The sequence below is a fragment of the Streptomyces sp. NPDC004031 genome, assembly GCF_053604375.1.
The window spans coordinates 14,884-33,872 of sequence record NZ_JBSGHL010000055.1; the positions used below are offsets into that span (position 1 = coordinate 14,884).

The 18,989-nt window shown below is 74.9% G+C and carries 20 protein-coding genes and 1 pseudogene; 15 read left to right on the forward strand and 6 right to left on the reverse strand.

Annotation, left to right across the window (positions count from 1 at the left end; translation table 11 throughout):
• The first annotated feature begins 124 nt into the window (after positions 1 to 124).
• Positions 125 to 775 (forward strand): TetR/AcrR family transcriptional regulator, encoded by a 651-nt coding sequence (locus ACWERV_RS28525; RefSeq protein ID WP_398189631.1) that lies wholly within the window; start codon positions 125 to 127, stop codon positions 773 to 775.
• Between the two features lie 36 nt (positions 776 to 811).
• Here ACWERV_RS28525 and ACWERV_RS28530 read toward each other — a convergent pair whose 3' ends face one another.
• Positions 812 to 1,051, reverse strand: coding sequence for a hypothetical protein (locus ACWERV_RS28530; RefSeq protein WP_398189629.1), 240 nt, complete (start codon positions 1,049 to 1,051; stop codon positions 812 to 814).
• 231 nt (positions 1,052 to 1,282) lie between these two features.
• Positions 1,283 to 1,444 carry a hypothetical protein gene (locus ACWERV_RS28535; RefSeq protein ID WP_452938375.1) on the reverse strand — a complete coding sequence of 54 codons (162 nt, stop codon included), beginning with the start codon at positions 1,442 to 1,444 and terminating at the stop codon, positions 1,283 to 1,285.
• Between ACWERV_RS28535 and ACWERV_RS28540 the strand changes: the two are divergent.
• A pseudogene (locus ACWERV_RS28540) lies at positions 1,443 to 1,970 on the forward strand (MFS transporter); the annotation flags it as partial. The gene ACWERV_RS28535 and the pseudogene ACWERV_RS28540 overlap by 2 nt on opposite strands.
• A gap of 97 nt (positions 1,971 to 2,067) precedes the next feature.
• Complete coding sequence (locus tag ACWERV_RS28545; protein ID WP_452938445.1) at positions 2,068 to 2,469, forward strand: glycoside hydrolase family 5 protein; 402 nt, start codon at positions 2,068 to 2,070, stop codon at positions 2,467 to 2,469.
• Between the two features lie 10 nt (positions 2,470 to 2,479).
• On the opposite strand, the gene ACWERV_RS28550 is transcribed toward ACWERV_RS28545, so the two are convergent.
• Positions 2,480 to 3,019 carry a hypothetical protein gene (locus ACWERV_RS28550; RefSeq protein ID WP_452938377.1) on the reverse strand — a complete coding sequence of 180 codons (540 nt, stop codon included), beginning with the start codon at positions 3,017 to 3,019 and terminating at the stop codon, positions 2,480 to 2,482.
• A 304-nt stretch (positions 3,020 to 3,323) separates the two neighbouring features.
• On the opposite strand from ACWERV_RS28550, the gene ACWERV_RS28555 reads away from it, so the two are divergent.
• From ACWERV_RS28555 to ACWERV_RS28585, 7 genes are all read left to right on the forward strand, one after another.
• A complete protein-coding gene (locus tag ACWERV_RS28555) occupies positions 3,324 to 5,270 on the forward strand; it encodes a hypothetical protein (RefSeq protein WP_452938380.1) in 1,947 nt (648 codons plus the stop codon).
• A gap of 76 nt (positions 5,271 to 5,346) precedes the next feature.
• Entirely contained in the window at positions 5,347 to 6,189 is an 843-nt protein-coding gene (locus ACWERV_RS28560) for a preprotein translocase subunit SecD (RefSeq protein WP_452938382.1), read from the forward strand.
• Between the two features lie 121 nt (positions 6,190 to 6,310).
• Positions 6,311 to 6,886 (forward strand): hypothetical protein, encoded by a 576-nt coding sequence (locus ACWERV_RS28565; protein WP_452938384.1) that lies wholly within the window; start codon positions 6,311 to 6,313, stop codon positions 6,884 to 6,886.
• A 127-nt stretch (positions 6,887 to 7,013) separates the two neighbouring features.
• Complete coding sequence (locus ACWERV_RS28570) at positions 7,014 to 7,466, forward strand: SigE family RNA polymerase sigma factor (protein WP_452938448.1); 453 nt, start codon at positions 7,014 to 7,016, stop codon at positions 7,464 to 7,466.
• A gap of 5 nt (positions 7,467 to 7,471) precedes the next feature.
• Entirely contained in the window at positions 7,472 to 8,227 is a 756-nt protein-coding gene (locus tag ACWERV_RS28575) for a hypothetical protein (protein WP_452938387.1), read from the forward strand.
• Between the two features lie 204 nt (positions 8,228 to 8,431).
• Positions 8,432 to 9,712 (forward strand): quaternary amine ABC transporter ATP-binding protein, encoded by a 1,281-nt coding sequence (locus tag ACWERV_RS28580; RefSeq protein WP_452938390.1) that lies wholly within the window; start codon positions 8,432 to 8,434, stop codon positions 9,710 to 9,712.
• Positions 9,705 to 11,525, forward strand: a complete 1,821-nt coding sequence (locus ACWERV_RS28585; protein WP_452938393.1) for an ABC transporter permease/substrate binding protein — start codon at positions 9,705 to 9,707, stop codon at positions 11,523 to 11,525. The genes ACWERV_RS28580 and ACWERV_RS28585 overlap by 8 nt, the downstream gene beginning before the upstream one ends.
• 62 nt (positions 11,526 to 11,587) lie before the next feature.
• Here ACWERV_RS28585 and ACWERV_RS28590 read toward each other — a convergent pair whose 3' ends face one another.
• Complete coding sequence (locus ACWERV_RS28590) at positions 11,588 to 13,240, reverse strand: ricin-type beta-trefoil lectin domain protein (RefSeq protein ID WP_452938395.1); 1,653 nt, start codon at positions 13,238 to 13,240, stop codon at positions 11,588 to 11,590.
• Between the two features lie 198 nt (positions 13,241 to 13,438).
• Complete coding sequence (locus tag ACWERV_RS28595; protein ID WP_398189597.1) at positions 13,439 to 14,194, reverse strand: ArsR/SmtB family transcription factor; 756 nt, start codon at positions 14,192 to 14,194, stop codon at positions 13,439 to 13,441.
• 57 nt (positions 14,195 to 14,251) lie between these two features.
• Between ACWERV_RS28595 and ACWERV_RS28600 the strand changes: the two genes are divergently transcribed.
• A complete protein-coding gene (locus ACWERV_RS28600; protein WP_452938397.1) occupies positions 14,252 to 14,926 on the forward strand; it encodes a flavin reductase family protein in 675 nt (224 codons plus the stop codon).
• Here the strand turns inward: ACWERV_RS28600 and ACWERV_RS28605 are convergent.
• Entirely contained in the window at positions 14,910 to 15,470 is a 561-nt protein-coding gene (locus tag ACWERV_RS28605; protein WP_452938400.1) for a TetR/AcrR family transcriptional regulator, read from the reverse strand. The two genes, ACWERV_RS28600 and ACWERV_RS28605, sit on opposite strands and share 17 nt — an antisense overlap.
• 101 nt (positions 15,471 to 15,571) lie before the next feature.
• On the opposite strand from ACWERV_RS28605, the gene ACWERV_RS28610 reads away from it, so the two are divergent.
• The 4 genes from ACWERV_RS28610 to ACWERV_RS28625 all read left to right on the forward strand — a co-directional run bounded on the left by ACWERV_RS28610 (position 15,572) and on the right by ACWERV_RS28625 (position 18,967).
• The gene (locus ACWERV_RS28610; RefSeq protein ID WP_452938403.1) at positions 15,572 to 16,495 is read left to right on the forward strand and encodes an NmrA/HSCARG family protein; all 924 of its coding nucleotides are present in this window, start codon (positions 15,572 to 15,574) and stop codon (positions 16,493 to 16,495) included.
• 95 nt (positions 16,496 to 16,590) lie between these two features.
• Positions 16,591 to 16,749, forward strand: a complete 159-nt coding sequence (locus ACWERV_RS28615; RefSeq protein ID WP_452938406.1) for a hypothetical protein — start codon at positions 16,591 to 16,593, stop codon at positions 16,747 to 16,749.
• Between the two features lie 165 nt (positions 16,750 to 16,914).
• Positions 16,915 to 17,223, forward strand: a complete 309-nt coding sequence (locus ACWERV_RS28620; protein WP_452938407.1) for a hypothetical protein — start codon at positions 16,915 to 16,917, stop codon at positions 17,221 to 17,223.
• A gap of 166 nt (positions 17,224 to 17,389) precedes the next feature.
• On the forward strand, positions 17,390 to 18,967 hold the full coding sequence (locus ACWERV_RS28625) for a hypothetical protein (protein ID WP_452938410.1): 1,578 nt from the start codon (positions 17,390 to 17,392) through the stop codon (positions 18,965 to 18,967).
• The last annotated feature ends 22 nt before the right edge of the window (positions 18,968 to 18,989 follow it).

Genomic DNA, 18,989 nt, shown 5'->3' on the forward strand with positions numbered 1-18,989 from the left:
GACCGTTCCGTCCAATAGTGAACACGGTCATACGGGAGCGGCCTCGCGTCAAGAGGCCTGGGGCAACCTTTTTCGGGCACACCTCCGGACACGGCCGCAGGTGGGGGCCCGTATGATCAACGGAATGGAGCGAGGATCGAAGGCGCCGAACGGCAACCGGCGCGGGCAGCGCTCACGCGGGGAGATCCTCGACGCGGCCGCGCGCGTCATGGCGGTACGCGGCTACGCGGGCACCACGATCTCGTCGATCACGACCGAGACCGGGCTGCCGAAGAGCGCGATCTACCACCACTTCCGCTCCAAGGGCGGGCTGCTCTCGGCAGTCATGGCACGCGGCGCCCGGGACTTCTTCGACGCGATGCGCGCCGCGCACGCCGATCCGCCCACGGGCGGCACCCACCGCGAGCGGATGGCCTGGTACCTGGACCGCACGGCCGCCGTCTTCACGGCCAAGCCGGACTTCCTGCGGCTCCACATGCTGCTGATGATGAGCGACGAGGCCGCCGAGGCGGAGGTCGCCGAGATCAACCGGCAGGTACGCGAGGAGGGCCGCGCCTACATGCGCGTCATGATCTCCTCGGCCTTCGCCGACGAGGGCCCGCAGATCGCCGGAGCGGTCGCCGAGGAGCTGGACCACTTCGCCATAGCGGGCTTCGACGGGGCCTTCGTCAACTCCCAGACCGACCCCGAGCGCACCATCGCCCGCCAGATGTCCCATCTCACCGACGCGATGGTCGCCCTCGGCGACGCGGCGGCGGCGCGCCTGCGGGGGTGACGCCCCGGGCCGGAGGGCCCGGGGCGCCGCTCCGGCTCAGTGCATCCAGAGCAGGTACAGGCCGTTGGTGCCGTACTCGCAGATGTAGACCGGCCCGTGTACGGGCGCGTACGCCTGCGCCTGGGCGACGCAGCTCTCGTTCGTCGGGAAGTACCCCAGGAACATGAACCCGCTTCCGGGCGGCGGCGAGGCCTGCGCCGCCGTGGTCGCGAGGCCGAGCCCCAGTACGGCGGTGGCGGCGACGGCGGCCGCGCGGGCGAGGATCTTGGTGCGCATGTCGCTCTCAACTCCTTCCAGGCAGGCGGATGCGCCTGCGGCTGAACCGGCAGGTGGAGGTGGTGCGTAGTGCGTGGACACTCGTGCGCGCGCAGCACGAAGCTTGGCCGGTGCGGAGGGGAGAATTCAATAGGTCCAGACCAATTGGTGAGGGTGGGGTGAGTGAGGCTCCCGCGCCCGCCCCGCACGCCGCCGACACCGCCGGGACACCCGGCGGCACGGGCGGGCGGCTCAGGTACCGGACGACGCCTCGCGGCCCTGCCGGACGGCGAGGTCCTCGCGGCGGAGCCGGTTCACGCGGCGGGTGCCCTCGTCACGCCGGCTGATCACCCCGGCCTCGCGCAGGACCTTGAAGTGACCGCTCTGGGTGGACTTGCCGACCGGCACGAACATGCCGGCCCCGCTCCACCGCGGCTACGCGGCCACGTTCGGCTTCTCGCCGCTGGTCGTCACGCCGATCTTCGCCGCGTACGTCGCCGCGCTGATCCCCGCCCTGCTGCTGGCGGACCCCGCGGCGGACGCGGTCGGCCACCGCCGGGTGCTGCTGCCCGCGATGGGCGCCGCCGCGCTCGGGTCGCTGCTGTTCACCCTCGCCTCCGGCACCGGGTGGCGGTTCGCCGCCCGCGTCCCGCAAGGCGCGGCCGTCGGCGCGGCCTCGGGCCCGCTGACCGCCGCGCTGACCGACCTCGAACCCGCGGGCGACCGGCGCCGGGCCGCCCTCGCCTCCACCGTGGCGTCCGTGGGCGGCCTCGGCCTCGGACCCGTCGTCGGCGGGCTGCTCGCGCAGTACGCCCCCGCGCCGCGGGTCCTGCCCTTCGCGGTGGAGATCGCGCTGCTGCTCGGCGGGGCGGCGGTGGCCCTCATGCTGCTTGTGCTCCGCCGCCGCACAATTCGCCGGCTACGACCGTCCGGCGCGCCGGCCCGCGGTCACCGGGCTGGTGCTGCTGGCCGCGGGACTCGCGCTGCTCGCCCTCACCCGCACCGTCTCCTCCCTGGCGCTGCCGGCCGCCGCCGTCGTGGTCGCCGACGACGTCCACCTGCTGGCCTGCGTCCACTACTACGCCCCCTTCGGCTTCACCCACCAGGGCGCCGGATGGGTGCGCGGCGCCGACCGCTGGCTCGGCCGCACCTGGGGCTCGGCCGCGGACGAGGACGCCGTACGCTCCGATCTGGGCCGGGCCGCGGCATGGGGGCGCGAGCACGGACTTCCGCTGCTGGTCGGCGAGTTCGGCGCCTTCTCGGCGGCGCCCATGGACTCCCGGGAGCGGTGGACGGCCTTCGTCCGCGCCGAGGCCGAGCGGCTCGGCATGAGCTGGGCCTACTGGGAGTTCGGCACCGACTTCGGGGCCTTCGACCCCGTCCGCGGCGCCTGGCGCGAGCCCCTGCGGCGGGCCCTCCTCGGCGGCCCGGCCGGGTGAGGCGCGGCTCTCAGCCGCCGGGGGCGGGTGCGGGCGGCGGGGTGGGGCGGCCGAGCGTGAAGACGAGGCTCGCCGGATCGACGCGGGCGGGCAGCACGGTGCCCTGGGCGGCGTCGCCGAAGCGGTAGCTGAAGACCTCCACCTCGACCTCGAACGGCTCGACGCCCGCGCCGCCGACCCGCAGCCGGAGCCGCACCTGCGGGTGGTCGTCGTGGGTGGGCGGGGCCGAGGCGACGGCGAGCACCAGCGCGGTCGCCTCCAGTCCGGCGGCGGCGAGCCGGAGCGTCAGACGCCGCTCCTCCCGGGCGTTGGCGACGGTGGAGTAGCCGACGAGGAGGACGAACACCCCGAGCGCCGCGAGCGCCCAGGCGCCCCACACCAGGCCGCCGTGCGTCCCGCCCGCCCCCGTCACGGCGAGGACCACGCACACCACGGCGCCGGCGCACCCGGCCACCGCCAGGAGCGCGCCGAAGGCAACGGCGACGGCGGTGATTCCCGGCCCCTTGGGGTCGGGCAGCAGCGCGGGCGCGGGCGCGGTGGATGCGGGCACGGCGGCAGCGTAACGGCCCCGGCCCCCGCCGGTCTCCGCTTTCGCCGCCCGGGGCTGTGACCGGTCCCGCGCACCGCGCCCGCCCGGCGCCCCCCGGGCCCCTCGGTTCTCTTCGGCCCCGCGAGGCATCTCGCCTCCCAGCCCGTCCTTCACTACCGTGAAACGCGCGTGCACTTTCCTGATCGGCGCTGCTCATCCCGGCCCGTGCGGCGACCGCCTGACGGTCGTTCGGGACCGTACGCCGTGGCCCGGCGGCGGGAAGGACCGGCGAACGTCCGTCCGACTTCCGAGGGAGATGATCTCCATGCTGGGGACGACGCACGGCAGACACCGGCTCGTGGCCGCCGCGGGCGTGCTCGCGCTCGCCGTCGGCGCGGGCGCGGCCGGTACGGGCCCGGCCCGCGCGGCGGCGGTCTGGGACCGCCAGCTCACGGCGACGACCGGGCTGTTCCTGGTCAACGGCCCCGACCACGCCGCGGCGCAGCAGTTCAGCACGGCCGCGACGCACGTCGGCGGCGTCAGCGCCTTCCTGGCGAGCAGTTCGCCGGTCGGCACGCTGGACGCGCAGATCCGCACCGACGTCACCGACCCGGCCACCGCGGTCGCGGACAGCCGGGTGGACCTCGCGGACCTCGGCGGCTCCGGCGAGGGCTGGGTCGACTTCCCCGTCGACGCCACGCTGGCCGCCGGGCAGGACTACTACCTCGTCGTGCAGGCGAGCGGCACGTCCGGCGACGTGGTGTGGAACGGCACCAGGTCCACGCTGTCCGGCGCGCTGCCGTCCTGGAACTACGACCCCGCCTACTGGGGCGGCTGGCACGCGTACGACTCCGGCACCCTGGCGACCACCCACGCCGCCTTCGGCATCGGCCTCACCGGCGCGGACGCCTGCGCCGCGGCCAACACCTGCTACCGGCCGGTCCCGGCCGGGATCCTCGCCGCGACCACCGCCGGGCTGCTCGGCAACGGGACGACGACGGTCTCGCTGACCCCCTTCGAGGCCTACGGCGCCTCCTACGTGTCCGGCAGCAACGTCCTGCGGCTGCCCGACGGCGACTGGCGCTACCTGCCGGACGGGGCGGCGCCGCCCGTGACCGTACCGGCCGGCGACCGCGGCGCTGCGGCGCAGATCGCCGCCTCGCGGGCCTGGCTCGCCTCCGGCACCGTGCCCGGCCGCACCCCGGCGGAGCGCGACGCGGCGGCCCGTGCCCTGCTGACGCTGCGTCTGCTCACGCAGCCGGACGGGGCGGTCGCCGCCGCGTGGTACGGCGCCTGGACGTACTCGTGGCCGCGCGACAGCAGCTTCGCCGCCGCCGCGTTCGCCGCCACCGGCCACCCGGACGAGGCCTACCGGATACTCGCCTACAACGCGCGCACCCAGCTCCCCGACGGCACCTGGGACGCGCGCACCCGGCTCGACGGCTCCGGCCCGCCCGACTCCCGGCACTGGCAGCTCGACGCCGACGGCTGGGTGCCGTGGGCGGTCTGGGAGTGGTACGAGGCCGCGCCCCGGGCGCACCGCGACGGGATGCTGCGCGCGCTCTACCCGATGGTGCGGAAGTCCGAGGACTACGTCACCGGCTCGCTGGACGACCAGGGGCTGCCGCCCGCCTCACCGGACTACTGGGAGATCGGCACCGACACGCCGAACATCGGCACCGCCGCCCCGCTGCTGTCCGGCCTGCGGGCCGCCGCCGGCCTCGCCCGCGTCACCGGGCACCCCTCCGACACCCGGGCCTGGACCGGCGCGGCGGACCGGCTGTCCGCGGGGATCGCGCGGGACTTCGCGCCACGGGGCTACCCGCGCACCGCCGACGGGCTGCACGGCCGGGACTCCGCGGTGACGTTCATGGCGCCGCCCTTCAACCGCCCGCCGGACGGACTGGCCGGCGCGATCGACGACACCTACCGGGCGCTGCTGCGCCCGAACGGCGGTGTCGTGCCCGGCGACGACCCCGCGCACCCCTGGGCGACCAGCTGGGGTCCCGAGACCGCCTTCTTCGCCCTCGCGTGGTCCGGCACCGGCAGGTCCGGCCAGGCCCGCCAGGTGGTGGACTGGCTGCTGGACCACCGCAACACGCTCGGCGAGCTGCCCGAGCAGGTCGATACGGCGGGCAACCCCGCGTCCGTGGTCCCGCTCGCCTGGACCGGCGCCGTCACCCTGCTCGCCCTCGTCCAGCTCGACGGGCACCCGCTGCCCGTCCCGCCGGACCGCTGCGCGCCCCCGTACCACGGGCACTGCCCGCGCTGACCGCCCGTCAGCCGCTCCCCCGCCGGGCTTGCCGAAGACCGGCACCCGGCGGGGGGCGACACGTCACACTGGGGTCATGCTCCCTCACCGCAAGGCGTACGCCGCCGCGCTCGCCGCCGTCGTGCTCGTCCTCGGGCCCGCCGTCTCCGGCTGCTCGGACTCCGGCGGCAGCCCGATGTCGGCGCCGCCGTCCGGCGCCCCGCAGGCGCGCACGACCACGACGTACACCGCGAGCCGCGCCGACTCCGGCGCCCCGACCGCCGAGGACATGCGGACGACCGCCGACCGGCTGCGGAAGCGCGCGAAGTCCCTCGGCCTGAAGAACACGGACGTGACGGCCGCCGGCACCGTCGTCACCATCGTGGCGCCCCGCGCCGACACCGACCGGGTGGCGCAGATGACGGCGACGGCCCTGCTGGAGTTCCGCCCCGTCCTCGACCCGGCGACCGCCGCGCAGCAGGGCCTGGGGCAGGCGTACTCCGCCCTGGCCTGCGACGGCACGACGCGGGCGATCACCTCGCTGCCCGACGGCCCGGCCGTGGCCTGCGACCGCCGGATGAAGGAGAAGTACCTGCTGGGGCCGACCGCCCTGCCCGGTACGGACGTCGAGAGCGCCACCGCGGCGCTCGACACGTCCAACGGCAGCGGATGGATCATCAACCTCGCCTTCACCCCGTCCGGTTCCACCGAGTTCGCCCAGGTCACCGCGAAGCTGGCGCAGAACCTCCAGCCGACCAACCAGTTCGCCATCGTGGTGGACGGCGAGGTGCTCTCCGCCCCCGCCGTCAACTCCGCCATCACCGGCGGCCAGGCCCAGATCAGCGGCAGCTTCACCCGGGAGGCCGCGGAGAACCTCGCGGCGGCGATCTCCAGCGGGGCGCTGCCCGTGCAGCTCGTGGCGAACGGCACCGGGCGGTAGAGCCGGTGCCCGGAAGTCGCGGGCGGCGTGCAACCTCACGGGCGGTACGGGAGTGAAGGAGGACGGAGGAGCCGCGGGGGTGCTCCTCCGTCCGACCCCGAACACCGTCACGGAGGATCCGATGAAACTGCGTCACCTCGCGTCGGCCGCGGCCGTCGCCACGGCGGCCACCGTCGCCGTCACCACCGCCCACGCGTCCGCCGCCCCGGCTCCCGCCGCCGTCACGTCCCACGCGAAGGCCCCGGCGAAGGCCGCGCCCGCGAAGGCCGCCCCGGCGAAGGCCGCTGCCGCCAAGGCGCACGGCGTGCTCGTCGTGCGTCCGGGGCAGCTGGTGAACGCCGGGCACGGGCAGTACCTGAAGCTCACCCGCACCGAGCGCTGCGTCGGCACGCCGCCCGAGGACTGGTCCACCTGCAAGAGCGTGACCGACGGCAACCAGCCCGCGGGCTCGGTGAGCCTGCAGAGCTCCGGTGACGCCTCGGGCACCCTGTACTCCCCGCTCTACATCGGCGACGGCAGGGCGGCCCGCATGACGGTGACGGCCGACGGGGTCACGTACCAGGTCCAGGTAGTCACGCTCGGCGGGCACCCGGGGTACGCGACCGGCTACGTCTGGGGCGCCCCCGTCAGCGGCTTCCCCGGTGACACCGAGGTCACCGTGTACGACGCCTCGGGCACGGTCCTTGCGCACTTCTGACAGCCCCTTGCTCGACCTCACCGCAACCGACGGCGCCGCCCCGGGACCCGGTACGTCCCGGGGCGGCGCCGCCGCCGCGGAGCCGGCCCCGGACTTCGAGTCCTGGGCGGCGGCGCGCTGGTCGCGGCTGGTGCGGACCGCGTATCTGCTGACCGGCGACCACCACGAGGCGGAGGATCTGGTCCAGACCACCCTCGCCAAGCTCTACCCCGGCTGGTCGCGGATCAGCCGGCTCGACGAACCCGACGCGTACGTCCACCGCGCGCTGGCGAACAACAACCTCAGCAGGTTCCGCCGCCGCCGCGTCGTCCACCTGCTCACCTCCCGGCTGCCGGAGCGCGGCAGGCCGGAGAGCACCGGGCGGGTCGAGACCCGGGCGTCGCTGGTCACCGCCCTCGCCGCGCTCCCGCCGCGGATGCGCGCCGTGGTGGTGCTGCGCTACTGGGAGGACCTGAGCGAGCAGCAGGTCGCCGACGCGCTCGGCTGCTCGGTCGGCAACGTCAAGAGCCAGGCGAGCCGGGCCTTGCACAAGTTACGGGACCATCCGGCGCTGGCCGCGACGGAGAGCGGGGAGAGGTGAGGGGAGTGAGCAGCGAGCAGCAGGAGGGCGCCGGCGACCCGGCCGCCGAGGAGGCGCGCGGGCTGGAGGAGCGGCTGCGCCGCGCCCTTTCCGACGCCGCGGGCACGATCGCGCCGGGCCCCTGGCCCGCCGGGCGGGTGCTGGGGCGGGCCGCGCGGCGGCGGCGCGTCCGGCGGGCCGCGGTGTACGTGCCGGCGCTGGGCGCCGCCGCCGCCGTGGCCGTCGCCGCGGTGCTGGCGGGAACGGCGGGCGGCCCGGACGGGCCGCCGGGACCGTTGCCGGCCGCCCCCGCGTCCCGTACGCATCCCGCCACGTCCGCGTCCCCCTCGGTCGTCTGGCCCGCGGTGCGGGTGGTCGCGCCGGGCAAGGCCTTCGGTCTCGGCGGCGGGACCCGGATGCGCGTCACCGCGGGCGAGCGCTGCGTCGACTGGAACGACGGCGCCGGGTGGGACTGCCGGGACGAGTCCAACGAGGACGGGAACCAGCCGCCGGAGTCGGTGAACGTCCAGTCGTACGGCTATACCGGCGGCACGCGCTATCTGCTGGTCTACCGGGGGACGCACGTGCCCGCGCGGATGGGTGTCACCTTCGGCGGCCGGGTCCGGCCCGCGACGGTCGTGACGCTCGCGGTGCACCCGGGGTGGGCGGGCGGCTACCTCGACGTCCCGTCGTCGGTGGCGGCGCAGGATCCGCCCGGTGCCTCCGGGGTCACGGTGTGGGACGCCGCGGGCCGGGTGATCGCGTCGATGGCGGAGCTGTGACCGGCGGCCGGGGCGACCCGGCCCCGGCCGCCGGACCTGCCGGTTCATCCCCGCGCGGGGACGGGATGTGAGCCGCCCCACAGGGAGACGGGCAAAATGTTTGCCCGATACACGGGCCCGGGTACGCGCGCCGCGACCACTCCGTCCCTGAAACGGCGCGGTCGCCCGCCGGGCACCGGGGGGTGGCCGGGCAGGAAGGCAGCCGTGCCGAAACTTGCAGTCGAGAACGTGTACAAGGTCTTCGGACGCAGACCCGGTGAAGGCGTCCGCCGCTTGCGGCAGGGCGCCGACCGGGCCCGTTTGCGCGCCGACGGCACCACGGCGGCCGTGATCGACGCCTCGTTCGAGGTGGCGGCGGGCGAGATCTTCGTGGTGATGGGCCTGTCCGGCTCGGGCAAGTCGACCCTGCTGCGGACCCTCAACGGGCTGAGCGCGCCCACCTCCGGCCGGGTGCTCTTCGACGGCCAGGACCTCGCGGCCCTGCCCGGCAAGGCGCTGCGGGCCCTGCGCGCCCGCCGGATCAGCATGGTCTTCCAGCACTTCGCGCTCTTCCCGCACCGCAGCGTGCTGGAGAACGCCGCCTACGGCCTGGAGGTCCAGGGCCTGCCCCGCGAGGAGCGCGAGGCACGGGCCGCCGAGGCGCTGGAGCTGGTGGGCCTGGCGGGCTGGGAGAAGTCCTGGCCGGACGAGCTGTCCGGCGGCATGCAGCAGCGCGTCGGCCTGGCCCGCGCGCTGGCCACCGACGCCGACCTGCTGCTGATGGACGAGTCCTTCTCCGCGCTGGACCCGCTGATCCGCCGCGACATGCAGGACCAGCTGCTGGAACTCCAGCGCCGGCTGCACAAGACCATCGTCTTCATCACCCACGACCTCAACGAGGCCATGCGGCTCGGCGACCGTGTCGCCGTGATGCGCGACGGCGAGATCGTGCAGATCGGCACCGCCGAGGACATCCTCGTCGGGCCCGCCGACGACTACGTGGCGAGCTTCGTCCAGGACGTCGACCGCTCCCGGGTGCTCACCGCCGCCTCGATCATGGAGGAGCCGGCCGTGACCGTGGAGCCCGGCGACGACGCGCGGGCCGCGATCCGCGCGCTGCGCGACGACCACGCGCCCGCCGCCTTCGTCGTGGCGCCCGACCAGCGGCTGGTCGGCCATGTCACCGAGGAGGACGCCGCCGAAGGGCTCGGCGCGGACCACGGCCGGGTGCGCGACGTGATGCACACCGACTGCGCCGTGGCGCAGGCCGACACCCCGCTGGCCGAGCTGCTCTCGCCCGCCGCCCGCTCCGAGGTGCCGCTCGCGGTGGTCGACGAGCAGGGGCGGCTGACCGGAGTGATCCCGCGCGGCACGCTGCTCGCCGCGCTCGGCGACCAGCCCGAGTGCGCCGCCGCTGCCGACGTCGCCGCCGGGGACGCCGGGGACGGCCCGGGAGCCGCCGTGCCGGGGGCCGTACCGCTCGGGAAGGAGGCGGCCCGTGCCTAGGATCCATCTCGGCAACTGGGCGGAGGACGTCGTCGACTGGCTGACCCGCCACCTCGCCTGGCTCTTCGACGCCGTCTCCGCCGTCGTGAACCACCTCTACGACGCCGTCGAGTGGGTGCTCGGCGGGCCGTCGCCGCTGCTGATGGCGGCCGTTCTCGCGGCCCTCGCCTTCTGGCTGCGCGGGGTGACCGCGGGCGTGCTGTCCTTCGCCGGTTTCGCGCTGGTGGACTCGCTCGCGCTGTGGGACGAGGCGATGCAGTCGCTGTCGCTGGTGCTCGTCTCCGCGGTGATCGCGCTCCTGCTGGCCGTGCCGCTCGGGGTGTGGGCGGCCCGCAGCCGGGCGGCGGGCGCGGTGGTGCGCCCGGTGCTGGACGTCATGCAGACGCTCCCGGCCTTCGTCTACCTGATCCCGGCGATCATCTTCTTCAGCCTGGGCACCGTGCCCGCCGTGATCGCCACCATCGTCTTCGCCATGCCGGTCGGCGTGCGCATGACCGAGCTGGGCATCCGCCAGGTCGATCCCGAGCTGGTCGAGGCCGCCGAAGCGTTCGGCACCCCGCCGGGGCGGACACTGCTGCGGGTGCAGCTGCCGCTGGCGCTGCCCACCATCATGGCCGGCGTCAACCAGGTGATCATGCTCGCGCTGTCCATGGTCGTCATCGGCGGCATGGTGGGCGCCGAGGGCCTGGGATCGACCGTGTTCGGCGCGATCAGCCAGGTGGACATCGGTCTCGGCTTCGAGGGCGGCGTCGCCGTCGTCGTGCTGGCCATCTACCTCGACCGGGTGACCGGCGCCCTCGGCGACCAGGTCTCCCCGCTCGGCCGCCGGGCGCTGGCCCGGCTGCGCGCGGGGCTGCACGGCGCGGCGGTGCTGCGCTACCGGCCGCGTCCGGCGGTGGGCCTGTCCTGCGTCGTCGTCCTCGCCCTGGTGGCGGCCGGCACCGGCGTCTTCTCCGGTTCCGGCTCCGGCTCCGGTTCCGGCTCGGGGTCCCCGGCGTCCGCCGCCGTGGGCAAGGGCCGGGCCGTGCACATCGGCGCCTTCAACTGGGACGAGTCGGTGGCCACGGCCAACCTGTGGGACGCGGTGCTCGACGACCGCGGCTACCAGGCCGACGTCAGGACGTACGACCCGGGCGCCGCGTTCACCGGCCTGTCCCGGGGCGTGCTGGACTACGTCACCGACGCCTGGCTGCCCACGACCCACGCGTCCTACCTGCAGCAGTACGGGAAGGACTACACGGACCTCGGCGCCTGGTACGACGAGACGTCGCTGGAGATCGCCGTCCCCTCCTACGTCAAGGGCGTCACGTCGATGGCCGACCTCAAGGGCCGGGGCAAGGAGTTCGGCGGCCGGATCATCGGCATCGAGCCCGGCGCGGGCGAGACGAAGCTGCTGGCGTCGAAGGTGCTGCCGGGCTACGGCCTGGACAAGGAGTACAAGCTCGTCAACAGCTCGACCGCGGCGATGCTCGCGGAGCTGAAGCGCGACTACGCCGCGCACAAGCCGGTCGCCGTCGTGCTGTGGTCGCCGCACTGGGCCTACAGCACGTACCGGCTGACGAAGCTGTCCGACCCGAAGGGGCTGTGGGGCAAGGGCGACGCGATCCACACCCTCGCCAACAAGGCGAGTGCGGCGAAACTCCCCCAGGTGTCCGCGTGGATGCGGGACTTCCACCTCACCGACGCCCAGCTGGGCTCGCTGGAGGCCGACATCCAGCAGGCCGGGCAGGGCAACACGATGCAGGGCGTGCGCGCCTGGCTGCAGCAGAACCCGGGCGTCGAGGAGAAGATGGCGCCGGTCTCCGCCGGCTGAGCCGCCGCTGCCCGGGTGTCCCGGTGCCGGCCGCGGATCGCGCGGCCGGCACCGGGCCGTTCTCAGGCCAGGGCGAACTTCTGGGCGCCGGAGCCGTTGCAGTCCCAGATCTGCAGGCGGGTGCCGTTGGCGCTCGCGCCCGAGGGCGAGTCGACGCAGCGGCCGGTCGTCGGGTTGGACAGCGAACCGTCCCCGTTCACGACCCAGTTCTGGTAGCCGCCGCCGTTGCAGGTGGCCAGTTGCAGCGGGGTGCCGTTGGCGTTGGCGCCGCCCGCGATGTCCAGGCACCTGCCGAGAGTGCGCAGGGTCTGGCCGCTCCAGGTCCACTTCTGGTCCAGGGAGGTGGCCTGCTGGCAGTCCCACAGCTGCACGGCGGTGCCGTCGCCGCCATTGTCGTCACCGGCGACGTCCACACACTTGCCGCCGGGGCCGTAGACCGGGGTGCCGATGGCGAACTGCTGGGCGCCCGAGCCGTTGCAGTCCCAGATCTGCAGGCGGGTGCCGTTGGCGCTCGCGCCCGACGGGGAGTCGATGCAGCGGCCGCTGGTGGGGTTGCGGAGCGTCCCGTCGGTCTGCCGCACCCAGTTCTGATAACCGCTCGTGTTGCACGTGGCCAGTTGCAGCTTGGTGCCCGCGGCGCTGTTGCCGCCTGCGATGTCCAGGCACTTGCCGAGGGTCTGGAGGGTCTGGCCGTTCCACGTCCAGTGCTGGTCCTTCGCCCCGGACTGGCAGTCCCACAGCTGCACGGCGGTGCCGTCGCCGCCGGTGTCGTCACCGGCCACGTCCACGCACTTGCCGCCCGGTCCGGTGATCGTCTGGCCGCTCACCGAACCGCCGCCGCCCCCGCCCCCGGAGCCGGGGCCCTTGTTGTAGACGGCCACCGAGTCGACGACCAGTTTGCCGCCGGAGACCGTGGCCGCGTTGGGGCCGCCGCCGAAGGCGTCGGGGAAGCCGCCGCCGATCGCCAGGTCGTAGATGATGAAGAAGGGGTGGTCGACCGCGTCGGCCCAGGTCGTCGCGTCCACCTGGTTGGCGCTGACGGTGAAGAAGTTGTTGCCGTCGAGGTAGAAGCGGATCTGCTCGGGCGACACCGAGCGGTCGATCTCCGCCGCGTAGTCGTGGAAGCCGGTCTGGCAGCCGGAGCAGGCCCGCTCGCCCGAGCCGATGCCGGTCGACTCGTTGCACGGCCCGCCCGGGTTGACCCCGCAGTGCAGGGTGCTGAAGTCGGAGCTGCGGCCGTTGATGTCCTCCATGATGTCGACCTCGCCGGACTTCGGCCAGGTCACCCCGGAGCGCAGCGGCGCGCCGAGCATCCAGAACGCGGGCCAGTACCCGGCGCCGTTGGCGGTGCTGACGTTCGGCTGCTGGAGGACGGACTCGATGCGCACGACGCCGCCCGCCGGGGCGCCGAAGGTCGCGGCCTGGGTCTCCACCCGCCCGGACGTCCAGCCGCTGCGCGGGTCGGAGCCGGAGTGCTGGGCCTGCAGCACCAGATGGCCCTGGCCGTCGTAGTAGACGTTGGACGTGCTGCTGGTCATGGTCTCGATCTCGCCGGTGCCGAAGCTGCTGCCGGGCCCGGTGTCGTACTTCCACAGGCCCTGGTCGATGCCGGTGCCGGCGGCGCCGTTGAAGTCGTCGCTCCAGGTGAGCGAGAAGCCCGACGGCGGCGCGGGCGCCGCCTCGGCGGCCGGTGACGCGATGGCGGTGGCCGCCACCGTGGCGACGACGACGGGCAGGAATGAGAGCGCTCTCTTCCACGCACCGCGTCGTCCTCGTACGAATGTCCAGCGCATAGGTCCAACTCCAGGGAGAAGGCGTGATGTCCGCAGGGTCACCGCGCGGGGTGCGCGGGGGTACGTCGGACCGCCGCGCGGGGTGCCGCCGCACGGTGTGTCATGTACACAGCTTGGAGATCAGCGGGACGTCCGGCAAGACGCGCGACCCGTTTCGCTGAAGAGACTGTCGTCCAGGCCGAGATGCCGGCGCAGCTCCCGTCGCCCGAGGGACGTGACGGTGACCGCGCGCGTGGTGCCGACCCGGGCGATCCAGCCCGTGTCGAGCGCGTGCCGGCACAGGGCGCCGCCGACCGCTCCGGCCAGGTGCGGGCGGCGCTCCGTCCAGTCCAGGCAGGGCCGCACCGACGGCCGCCGGGTCCCGGCCGGGACGGCGACGCCGAGATCCGCGAGCCAGGCCGCTCCCGCCGCGGTGAGCCCCAGCCCGTGGTCCAGGTCCAGCAGCCGCCGCTCGATCATCGCGTCGGTGACGGCGACCCCGAGGGCCCCGGCGAGGTGGTCGTAGCAGGTACGGGCGTGCGCCAGGGCCCGGCGGCGGCCGTCCGCCGACAGCGTGCGGGGAGCCGCGCTCCGCGCGGGGGCGAGCGCCGCGAGGCTCTCGATCAGCTCGGCGACCTGCGGACCCGCCAGCCGTACGTAGCGGTGGCGGCCCTGCCGCTCCTCGGCCAGCAGATTCCCGCGGACCAGCGCGTGCAGATGCTCGGTCGCGGTCGACCGGGCCACCCCCATGTGCCGGGCCAGCTCCGTCGCCGTCCAGGCCCGGCCGTCGAGCAGCGCCACGCAGAAGCCCGCCCGGGTGCCGTCGGCCAGCAGGGCCGCCACGGATGCCAGGTCGGGGCCGGTCCCGCGCTCGCGCCGTTCGTCCATACGCCCCATTGTCCCCGGTGACGCTTCGGCCGCCGCCGAACCGACCGGCTCCTACGCTCCCCCGCCATGGACACCGCACCGCCGGACGCCCCGGCTACCTCCGTCGAGATCGAGCCCGCCATCCTCTACTTCGGCACACCGGTGGTGCTGCTGTCGACGGAGAACGAGGACGGCTCCTTCAACCTCGCGCCCATCTCCTCCGCGTGGGCCCTCGGCCGCACGGTCGTCCTCGGCCTGGGACGCGACGGCCAGACCGCGCACAACCTCGCCCGCCGCCCCGACCTGGTGATCAGCCTGCCGTCCGCCGCGCAGTGGCGGGCCGTGGAGCGGCTGGCACCCCTGACCGGCCGCTCCCCCGTGCCGCCGTCCAAGCCCGAGGGCTGCCGCTTTGAACCCGACAAGTTCGCCGCGGCGGGCCTCGCCCCCGAGCCCTCCCGCCACGTCCGCCCGCCCGGCGTCGCCGGATGCCCCCTCCGCCTGGAGGCCCGCGCCGCGGCCGTACGGCCCGGTGCCACGGGCGGCTTCGTCGTCGTCGAGGCCGCCGTCCGCAGCGTCCACGCCGACCCCGCCGTCGTCGTCCCCGGCACCGACCACATCTCCCCGACCGCCTGGCGCCCCCTGATCTACAGCTTCCGCCACTACTTCGGCCTGGGCCCCGAACTCGGCCACTCCTACCGCACGCAGACACCCCCGCGGGCCGCCCCCGACGTCACCGGGGGCCCGTTCACCGTCCGGGGCTGAGCCCCTCCACCGCGAGGCGGAAGAGGCGGTCGGCCTGGGTCCCCGGGTCCTCGTGGTGCTCGGTGGCCAGGGCGATGCCGGTGGCGAGGGTCAGCAGGTCGTGGAAGGTGACGTGCGGCGCGACCGCCTTGTCGCGCACGGCCCGTTGCAGCAGGGGGGTCCCGGCCGCGGCGAGCCTGCCGCCGCAGGAGTGCGCGGAGGGCTCCTCGGTGGGGGGCTCGTAGCTGAGGGTGTCGGCGAACCCGCGGGCGGAGACGGCGTAGGCGACGAGGGCGTGGAGCCACTCCAGGAGGGCGGTGCGGGCGTCCTCGGTCGCGGCCAGCTCGCGGGCACGCTCGCACAGGCCCTCGATGCGGCCCTGGAAGACGGCTTCGAGGAGGGCCCGGCGGGTGGGGAAGTGACGGCGCACGGTGGCCGAACCGACGCCCGCGGTGCGGGCGATGTGCTCCTGGGAGGCCTCGGCGCCGTGCGCGGCCACCTCGGCCTCGGCGACGGCCAGGATGCGCTGGTAGTTGCGCCGGGCGTCCGAACGCTGACCGGTCATGATCTCCTCGTTGCTAAACGGCGGGCCCCGCCATATCGTAGCGGCAAGAAAAACGGCGGGCCCCGCCGTTTTTGACCCGCGGTCCACGGGGAGCAGCAGCCATGCCCATCAGCAGTGAAACGGTCCTGGTCACCGGAGCCACCGGACAGCAGGGCGGGGCCACGGCCCGCACGCTCCTGGCCGCCGGGGTGCCCGTCCGCGCGCTCGTCCGCGATCCGCGGTCGGAGCGCGCCCTGGCGATCGAGGCGCTGGGCGCCGAACTGGTGCGGGCGGATCTGTCCGACCCGGCCTCCCTCGGCCCGGCGGTCGCGGGGGTCCGCGCGGTGTTCTCGGTGCAGATGCCGCCGATGACCGGGCACCACGTGGACTTCGCGGGCGAACTCGCCCAGGCGGCCCACCTGGTCGAGGCGGCGAAGGCGGCGGGAGTACGGCAGTTCGTGCAGTCCTCGACCAGCGGGGTCGGTGCGCACACCCGGGCCCCCGGCTGGGCCGAGGGCCGCTGGGCGGCGATAGCCGACTACTTCCGCACCAAGCAGGCGATCCTGGAGGCGGTGCGCGGCGCGGGCTTCGCCCGCTGGACGGTGATCAAGCCCGCCTTCTTCATGGAGAACCTGCCCCTGCTGGCCCCCCGGGGGCCCCGCGGCGGACTGCTGACGGTCCTCCGGCCGGACACCGAACTGGCCCTGGTGGCCGTACGCGACATCGGCGCGGCCGCGGCACACGCCCTCCAGGACCCCGACCGCTTCCACCGGGTGGAACTGGAACTCGCCGGTGACCTGCTCACGATGGAGCAGATCGCGCAGACCCTGTCCGCCGCCTGGGGCGTGCCGATGACCGCGCCGTCCATGAGCCTGGAGGAGGCCCTCGACGCGGGCATGCCGGCGTGGGGAGCCGGACACGAGTGGAACAACGCGGTTCTCCAGCCCGCCCGGCCCGAGTTCGCCCGCGAGCTGGGCATCACGCCCACCACCTTCGCCGAATGGGCGGAAGGCCACCCGGCGCCCGTGTCCGGTCAGGCGTATTGACCCGCAGGGCAGCCGGGGCGAACGGTGACAGTCCTGTGGCAGGAAGTGTGGCCTCCGTCACAGCCGCCGCGCTCCCGTCCTGCTGGACTCGCCCGATGGCGTACGCGCTGTTCCTCCTGCTGCCCGGCTGTCCCATCACCGCCCTCGCCCTGGCCGGTTACGGCCTCGGCCGCCACCGCCTGCGGCATGCGGACCGGCAGGCGCGGCTGCGCTCCCTGGCGGCGCTCGCGGGGGCCGTGGCGGCGGCGGTCTAGGGTCTGTCGTTTGGATCTCCGTGGAGCAAGGAGCGGGGTCCGGTGCGTGCAGCTGCAAGGCGGAGGAGGGAGGCAACGCGGAGCGTTGTCGACCGACGACAACGCGGCAGATGTGCGTGCCGGGGCACGCGACGCCGCGGAGATCCAAACGACAGACCCTACACCGTGGGCCTGCTCGCCCTCACCCTCACGATCCTGGACGCGCAGGACAACGGGGCCGACACCTCGCCCCTGCGGCCCTGCCGGGTGGCGGGGCATCCGGAGCGGGCGGCGAACGTGACCGGCTACCGCGTCGAGTACGTGCCGCTGCGGTTCGTCTGCGACACCACGGACGGGGACGACTACTCCGCGGACGCGGTCCCCGGCTGGATCACCCCGGTCGCCGCCGGGTTCGCGGTGGCGGGCGTCGGCTGCGCGTGCGCCGCTGCGGTGGAGGGGGAACGGCGCGCCCGCCGGGGCGCGGCCGCGGCCTGAGGAAAGGCCCGGCCGGAGCGGCCTTCCCGGCGCGCAGCGGCAGGACGACCGGGCTCCCGGGGCACCTGTGGTGACGTGCGGTCAAAGCTTTGCCCGCACGTCCGCGGCCGTTCGCCTTGCGCGGCTACTGTCCACACGCCCGGTCCCGCTGCGGAGAGGCACGTCCATGAGCACCCCGGTCCACCGCACGCCGGAACGGCAGTCCGGGGCGGCCGTCACGACGGCGGGCCGTGGGCAGCAGGAGCGGCGGCCGTCCGCCGGGGCGCCCGAGCACGGGCTGCTCGGCGTGCAGGCCGGGGCGGGCAACCGGGCCGCGGCCGCGATGGTGCAGCGCGCCAGAGGCGCGGACGGCGGGAAGGGCAAGGGGAAGGCGCCGCAGGGCGCGGGCGCGGCGGCGCCGTCACCGGGGTACCGGGACCGGATCGCGGCGATCCTGGACCGGCTCAAGAAGAACTTCGAGGTGATCGACACCTTCGTCAAGAACGTCCAGGTACCCGCCAACGCCGGTTTCGCGCAGCACGCCGCCGCCACCGTCGACGACGGCCTGAAGCACTCCGCCGCGTCCTCGGGCGGCGCCGCCGGGTCGGAGAGCCTCGTCGCGGAGGCCGTGGGCGCGGCGCTCGGCGGCATGGAGGCGGCCAAGGCGCGCAAGGACGCCGCCAAGCACAAGGCGGGGGCGGCCTTCCACGGGGCGAACAAGAAGTTCACGTCCAAGGCGACCGAGGCGGTCGTCGGCGCGGCGAGCGCGGGGAACAACGCCCTCGGCGTCGCCAAGGAGCTGACGAAGGCCGAGAAGGCGCTGCACGCCGCGCAGGCGGCGGAGGTGAGCGGTATCGGCTCCAGCGTCGTCGGCGCCGTGAAGGGGGCGCGGGCCGCCCGTCGCTTCGGCCTGACGGCCCGCAAGTACCGTGCCCTGAAAGGCATCGAGAAGCCCGGTCGTACCGCCGACGGAGCACTGGACCAGCTCCGGCAGGCGCGCGACGACGCGGAGTGGGCCGCGGCCGAGGCGTACGTCGCGCTGGACAGCCAGTGGGACCACGACGGCGACGACCGGCTGGACCGGGTGTCCGACGCGATCGACGCGGCCTGGGAGGCGATGGGCGGCGCCCGGGACGCGGCCCGGGACGTCCGGCGCGCCGAGGACGTGAACACGATGGACACCGTCCTCACCTACGCGCTCGGCAAGCAGCGCAACAAGATGGGCAAGCAGGCGCTCACCGCGGTCGGCGAGTCCACCAAGGCCGCGGGCGGCATCGTGACGGCGATCGCCGCGACCGCGGGCGGCGCCGCGCTGGCCGGCAACCCCGTCGGGTGGGGCCTGGCGGCGGGCGCGGCCGGGCTCATCCTCGGCGTCACCGCCTACAAGGCGGGCCGCGCGGGCACGAAGCGCTACGACGGTGCCCGCCACCCCGGCCGCTGGGCCGACGACGGCGCGGCCGCCGCGGAGCCCGCCTCCCGCGGGGACGCGCTGAAGGAGGCCCTGAAGTTCTGGAAGAAGGTGGAGAACGGCGAGCGCCAGGCGATGGCCCGCAAGATCTACGCGCTGGCCGCGGGGCCGGACGTCAGGGGCAGCGGCGACACCTCCGCCGAGATGCGGGAGTCGGCCAGGGCGCTGCTCGTCGCCCTCAAGGCGGGCCCGGCCGACCAGCGCCTGACCCCCGAGGAGTGGTCGGACTCCCTCAACGACCCGGCGAGGACCGCCGCCTGGGTCAAGGAGATCGCCGAGCAGCTGTCCTCGGCCTGACCGCGACGCGGGCGGCCCCCGG

What these genes read in the sequence shown, in the direction of transcription:
- ACWERV_RS28565 (WP_452938384.1), top strand. Translation starts at nt 6,311, where the DNA reads ATGAAACTGCGTCACCTCGCGTCGGCCGCGGCCGTCGCCACGGCGGCC.
- ACWERV_RS28615 (WP_452938406.1), top strand. Translation starts at nt 16,591, where the DNA reads ATGGCGTACGCGCTGTTCCTCCTGCTGCCCGGCTGTCCCATCACCGCC.
- ACWERV_RS28535 (WP_452938375.1), bottom strand. Translation starts at nt 1,444, where the DNA reads ATGTTCGTGCCGGTCGGCAAGTCCACCCAGAGCGGTCACTTCAAGGTC.
- ACWERV_RS28530 (WP_398189629.1), bottom strand. Translation starts at nt 1,051, where the DNA reads ATGCGCACCAAGATCCTCGCCCGCGCGGCCGCCGTCGCCGCCACCGCC.
- ACWERV_RS28525 (WP_398189631.1), top strand. Translation starts at nt 125, where the DNA reads ATGGAGCGAGGATCGAAGGCGCCGAACGGCAACCGGCGCGGGCAGCGC.
- ACWERV_RS28595 (WP_398189597.1), bottom strand. Translation starts at nt 14,194, where the DNA reads ATGGGGCGTATGGACGAACGGCGCGAGCGCGGGACCGGCCCCGACCTG.
- ACWERV_RS28600 (WP_452938397.1), top strand. Translation starts at nt 14,252, where the DNA reads ATGGACACCGCACCGCCGGACGCCCCGGCTACCTCCGTCGAGATCGAG.
- ACWERV_RS28555 (WP_452938380.1), top strand. Translation starts at nt 3,324, where the DNA reads ATGCTGGGGACGACGCACGGCAGACACCGGCTCGTGGCCGCCGCGGGC.
- ACWERV_RS28605 (WP_452938400.1), bottom strand. Translation starts at nt 15,470, where the DNA reads ATGACCGGTCAGCGTTCGGACGCCCGGCGCAACTACCAGCGCATCCTG.
- ACWERV_RS28560 (WP_452938382.1), top strand. Translation starts at nt 5,347, where the DNA reads ATGCTCCCTCACCGCAAGGCGTACGCCGCCGCGCTCGCCGCCGTCGTG.
- ACWERV_RS28610 (WP_452938403.1), top strand. Translation starts at nt 15,572, where the DNA reads ATGCCCATCAGCAGTGAAACGGTCCTGGTCACCGGAGCCACCGGACAG.
- ACWERV_RS28625 (WP_452938410.1), top strand. Translation starts at nt 17,390, where the DNA reads ATGAGCACCCCGGTCCACCGCACGCCGGAACGGCAGTCCGGGGCGGCC.